Source organism: Mesorhizobium sp. M2C.T.Ca.TU.002.02.1.1 (assembly GCF_003997225.1).
The window spans coordinates 1-4,239 of record NZ_RZTO01000557.1 but is presented as its reverse complement, the minus strand read 5'-3'; the positions used below and the strand labels follow the sequence as shown (position 1 = coordinate 4,239).

Below are 4,239 nucleotides of genomic sequence, written 5' to 3'. Positions count from 1 at the left end.
GGATACGGCCTTCGGTGGTCGCCATCTTGTCGGCAAGCTGCTCAGCCGTCGCGGTCCACGGTTCGTCGGTCGGCATGTCGAGCACGGTCGTCACGCCGCCCAATGCGGCGGCATGTGTTCCGGAGGAAAAATCCTCCTTGTGGGTCAAGCCGGGATCGCGCAGATGCACATGCGCGTCGACAAGGCCGGGCAGCACGAAGCTGCCAGAGGCATCGACGACCGTTCCGGCTTCGGCGGCTTCGTCGGGCGCGATGATTGCCGCGACCTTGCCAGCGGCAATGCCGATATCACCGCGGCTTAGGCCGTCGGCATTCACCACCGTTCCACCGCGGACCAGCGTGTCGAACATCCCTCAGCCGCGCTGCTCGAAGCGGGCATGGTTGGCGTGCCAGAAGCGGGCGATGTCCTCGCGGCGCATGAAGGCGGCGCCGTCGCTCTTTTGGACATGCTCGATCACCTCGCGCAGGCCCGACGCCCGATTGGGCTGGCCCGTCCAGCGGGCATGGATGCCGATGGTCAGCATGCGGCCGCCGGTCTCGTCGGCTTCGGAGAGCATATAGTCGATGGCCGAACGGCAATCCTCGGCGAAGTCGCGCGGATTGCCGTAGCCCGGAGCTACCAGATAGCGGCTGTCGTTGAGCGTCTTGGAGTAGGGGACGACGAGGATCTCCGTGCCCCGGTGGTCGAGAAAATAGGGCAGGTCGTCGTTGCAGGGATCGGAGTGGTAGAGGAAGCCGCCTTCCTCGACCAGAAGGTCGCGCGTGTTGACGCTGGGCAGTGAGCGGCAGTTCCAGCCGAGCGGTCGCTTGCCGAGCAGCTTCTCGTAAAGCGCGATCGCCTCATGCAGATGGCGCTCTTCGTCAGCTCGCGCCATCGTCGTGTAGTCGATCCAGCGCAGGCCATGGCCCATCAGGTCATGTCGGCGAGTTTTCATCCATTCGACCAAGGGCGGGTTGCGTTCGAGCGCCACGGCGCAGGCGGAAAAGGTGACCGGAATGTCGTAGCGGTCGAACAGCCTGGCCAGGCGCCAGACGCCGGCGCGGCTGCCATATTCGTAATGCGTCTCGGTGCCGAGGTCGCGCACCGGCATGCTGCCGGTCAGATTGTATTCGCCCCAATTGTCGTTGCGGCCGTCTTCCAGCCAGTTGTATTCGGAGCCTTCCTCGTAGTTGAGCACGAGGTTGACGGCGAGCTTGACGCCGCCCGGCCAGGCGACGAAGGGCGGATGCGGGCCGTAGCCGACAAAGTCGCGCGGCTGCGACGCTTGCTGCGGATCGATCGGCATCTCTCGTCCTCCTTCAGCTCGGCTTGGGTCAGCTTTCGTTGGCGGCAATCCAGTCCATGTAGGCGTGGAAGGCTTCCTTGCCGGGGCGCGGCCGCCATGCGGTGTCGCGCATGATACGGGCGATATCATAGGCGCCCCACATGCCGCCTTTCAGCGCCACATCCTGAACGATATTGGCATCTTCGCCCGGCGTCACCTCGGCCTTCAGTCCCGGCACACGTTCTTTTGCCCAGCCGATGATCTCGCCGATGGTCTGGCTCGACCCCGAGCCGATATTGTAGTGGCGATAGTTGAGGCGCGGCGCGTCGATCAGCGCAAGAATGGCGGCGGCGACATCGGTGGAGGCGACATAATCGCCAACGGGTTCCAGGCTGTTCGGCCTGATCGTCTCACCGGCCAAGGCCATATGCGCGACGCGGTTCGGGACATGGCGGAAGTTACGGCTTTCAGTCGCGCGGTCCATCGGACCATAGACCGAAGCGAGCCGCACCGAGACCGCCGACAGGCCGAACAGGTCGGCATAACGGTTGGTGACCATTTCGGAGGCGAATTTCGAGATGCCATAGAGCGTCAGCGGCGCGACATAGCCGTCTTCCGGCAGCGGTTCGCTGCTCCAGTCCGGCCCGTTGTGGCGATAGACGGAACCGGAACTGACATAGATGAAGCGCTTGAGGCCGGGTCTCGCGCGCGCCCAGTCCAGCATGCGCACGGTGCCCATCAGATTGACATCGACGATGCGGGCGGGGTCCTCGGCCTCCGGCTGGCGCTTTGCCTCAGAGGCGCTGCCGCGCGAGATCGGCGTGATCGTCGCGCCGTGGACGACCGCCGTGATGCCTTGCTTGTCGAGCGTGTCGGACCAGGCTTTCGGGTCGAGGATGTCGGCTGAGATCACCGTGAGCCGGTCGCGCACCGGGGTAAAGTGTTTTTCGGCCGCCGCGTCGAGGCCGGACCGGTCGAGGATCACGGCGCGGGCTTGCGGATCGCGGTCCAGCCATGCGCGCGCGACCACGCTCATGACAAAGCCGGTACCACCGGTGACGAGCAAGGTCATGGGAACTCCTTTGAAAACACGAGTTCAGCGCGTCGCATAGCCGCCATCCACGAGCATGTCGGTTCCCGTGACGAAGGACGCGTCGGAGGAAAGCAGGAAGGCCGCCGCCGCGGCGATCTCTTCGGGATCGGCAATGCGGCCGAGCAGATGGGCAGGCCCCAGGCCGGCATTGGCCGCCTCGAAATCGGCGAACCGGCGCAGCAGGCGCGTCGTCGCCACGGCACCGGGCGACAGGCTATTGACGCGGATCTTGTCGGCCGCGTGGTCGACGGCCATCGCCTTGGCGAGGTGGATCAGGCCGGCCTTGGCGGCGCAATAGGCGACGGCCCTGGCGGTGGCGACGCGTCCGAATTGGGAGCCGATGAAGACGACCGAGCCGCCGCCGCTCGCGGCGATCGGCGGCACGGCGAACTTGCTCATCAGAAAGGCGCCGGTCAGGCCGACATCGACCTCGTGCCGCCAGGCGCTTTCGTCGAGGTCGACGACGGTGGCGCTGGTCGAGGGCGCGGCGGCGTTGTGCACGAGCCCGTCGAGCCGTCCAAATTTCCGCCGCGCGAATTCAACGGCTGCCTTGGCGGACTCGGCATTCGTCACATCGCACTGGCAAGCGGCGGCGGAAGGCCCGAGCGCGTCAGCGAGTCTTGTTGCCGGCTCCAGATTATAGTCGGCGCAGACGATTTTTGCGCCTTCGGCAACACAGCGCTGGGCAATCGCCGCACCGATGCCGCTGGCGGCGCCGGCGATCAGGATGACGCTGTCTCGCAGGCGGTTCTTGGCGGGATCCGTCATCAGACCTGCTCCTCCACGGCCTGCAGGGTCGCCATGGTGACCGGACGGCGCAGAAGATTGTAGCAGGCAGCTATCGCCACCAGCACGGCGCCGCCACCAAGCAGCAGGAACATGGCCGGCGCGCCCATATGCTCCATCAGGCCGGCCGAAATGCCGGGCGTCGCAACATTGCCGATCGAATATAGCAGCAGCAGCGTGCCGGAAGCGCCGACCATATGCCGGCTGTGCAATTGCGAGGCGCCGAACGCCATCGCCACCGGATAGACCGTCAGCGCCGTGCAGCCGTAGATAAAGAACAGCACGAAGAGCAGCGGCACCGAAGAATTGCCGAGCCAGGCGATGGCGGCGCAGAGCGTGACCGACAGAATGCCTTGGACAAGCAATATGATGCGCCGTTCGAATCGGTCCGACAGCCAGCCGACAGGCGTTTGCGCCAGCATGCCGGCGATGCTGATGGTCGTCACGAGCCCGACGGTCGTTGCCGCCGAGAGCCCGATCTGCGTGCCGTAGATCGGCGTCAGCACGAAGATGTTCATGTTGGTGATGCCGCCCTGGAAGATCGCGACGACCGTTACCGGCGCCAGCCGGAACAGCGCCAACGGGCCGAGACGTTTGACCGGCCTTGCGGAACTTGCGTGCTCCGGTTCGGCGGCCGGCAGCGCCGGCCAGCGTCCGCCGACGAATTTGGAGACCAGCGCCAGCAGCACAGTCGCGGCGGCCACCAGGAACAGATGCGGCGACTGCGGGCCGGCGAGCGCGACCAGCACCTGACCGAGCAGCACGGCGATCGCCGTCGTCAGCATGTAGATCGAGAACAGCGCGCCGCGATTGTGATGCTCGGCGTAGAGGTTGATCCAGCTTTCGCAAACGACGAACAGCGACGCCATTGCCATGCCGCCAAGCAGGCGAAAGCAGATCCAGCTCGGCAGGAAGTCGGTGAAGACGAAGCCCAACGCCGCCAGCAGCGCCAGCACCAGGACCACGACAAAGGTGCGCTCGTGACCGTATTGGGCCACAGCCGGACGCGTGACCAGGCATCCGACGAGAAAGCCCACGGGGTAGGCGGTCAGCACGATCTGCACGACCTGGGGAGAAATGCCGGGCTTGCCGAGAT

At 65.5% G+C, this 4,239-nt stretch carries 5 protein-coding genes; all 5 read right to left on the bottom strand.

The window, feature by feature from the left end:
• Positions 1–349, bottom strand: a 349-nt coding sequence (locus EOD07_RS24790) for an amidohydrolase family protein (RefSeq protein WP_164772494.1), incomplete at its 3' end; no start/stop codon positions are given.
• A gap of 3 nt (positions 350–352) precedes the next feature.
• A complete protein-coding gene (locus tag EOD07_RS24785; RefSeq protein ID WP_127237304.1) occupies positions 353–1,285 on the bottom strand; it encodes a polysaccharide deacetylase family protein in 933 nt (310 codons plus the stop codon).
• A gap of 28 nt (positions 1,286–1,313) precedes the next feature.
• Positions 1,314–2,336: an NAD(P)-dependent oxidoreductase gene (locus tag EOD07_RS24780; protein WP_127237303.1), complete on the bottom strand. Its 1,023-nt coding sequence runs from the start codon at positions 2,334–2,336 to the stop codon at positions 1,314–1,316.
• Between the two features lie 24 nt (positions 2,337–2,360).
• The gene (locus EOD07_RS24775) at positions 2,361–3,125 is read right to left on the bottom strand and encodes an SDR family oxidoreductase (RefSeq protein WP_127237302.1); all 765 of its coding nucleotides are present in this window, start codon (positions 3,123–3,125) and stop codon (positions 2,361–2,363) included.
• On the bottom strand, positions 3,125–4,239 hold a 1,115-nt coding region (locus tag EOD07_RS24770; protein WP_127237301.1), incomplete at its 5' end, for an MFS transporter. The genes EOD07_RS24775 and EOD07_RS24770, both read right to left, overlap by 1 nt.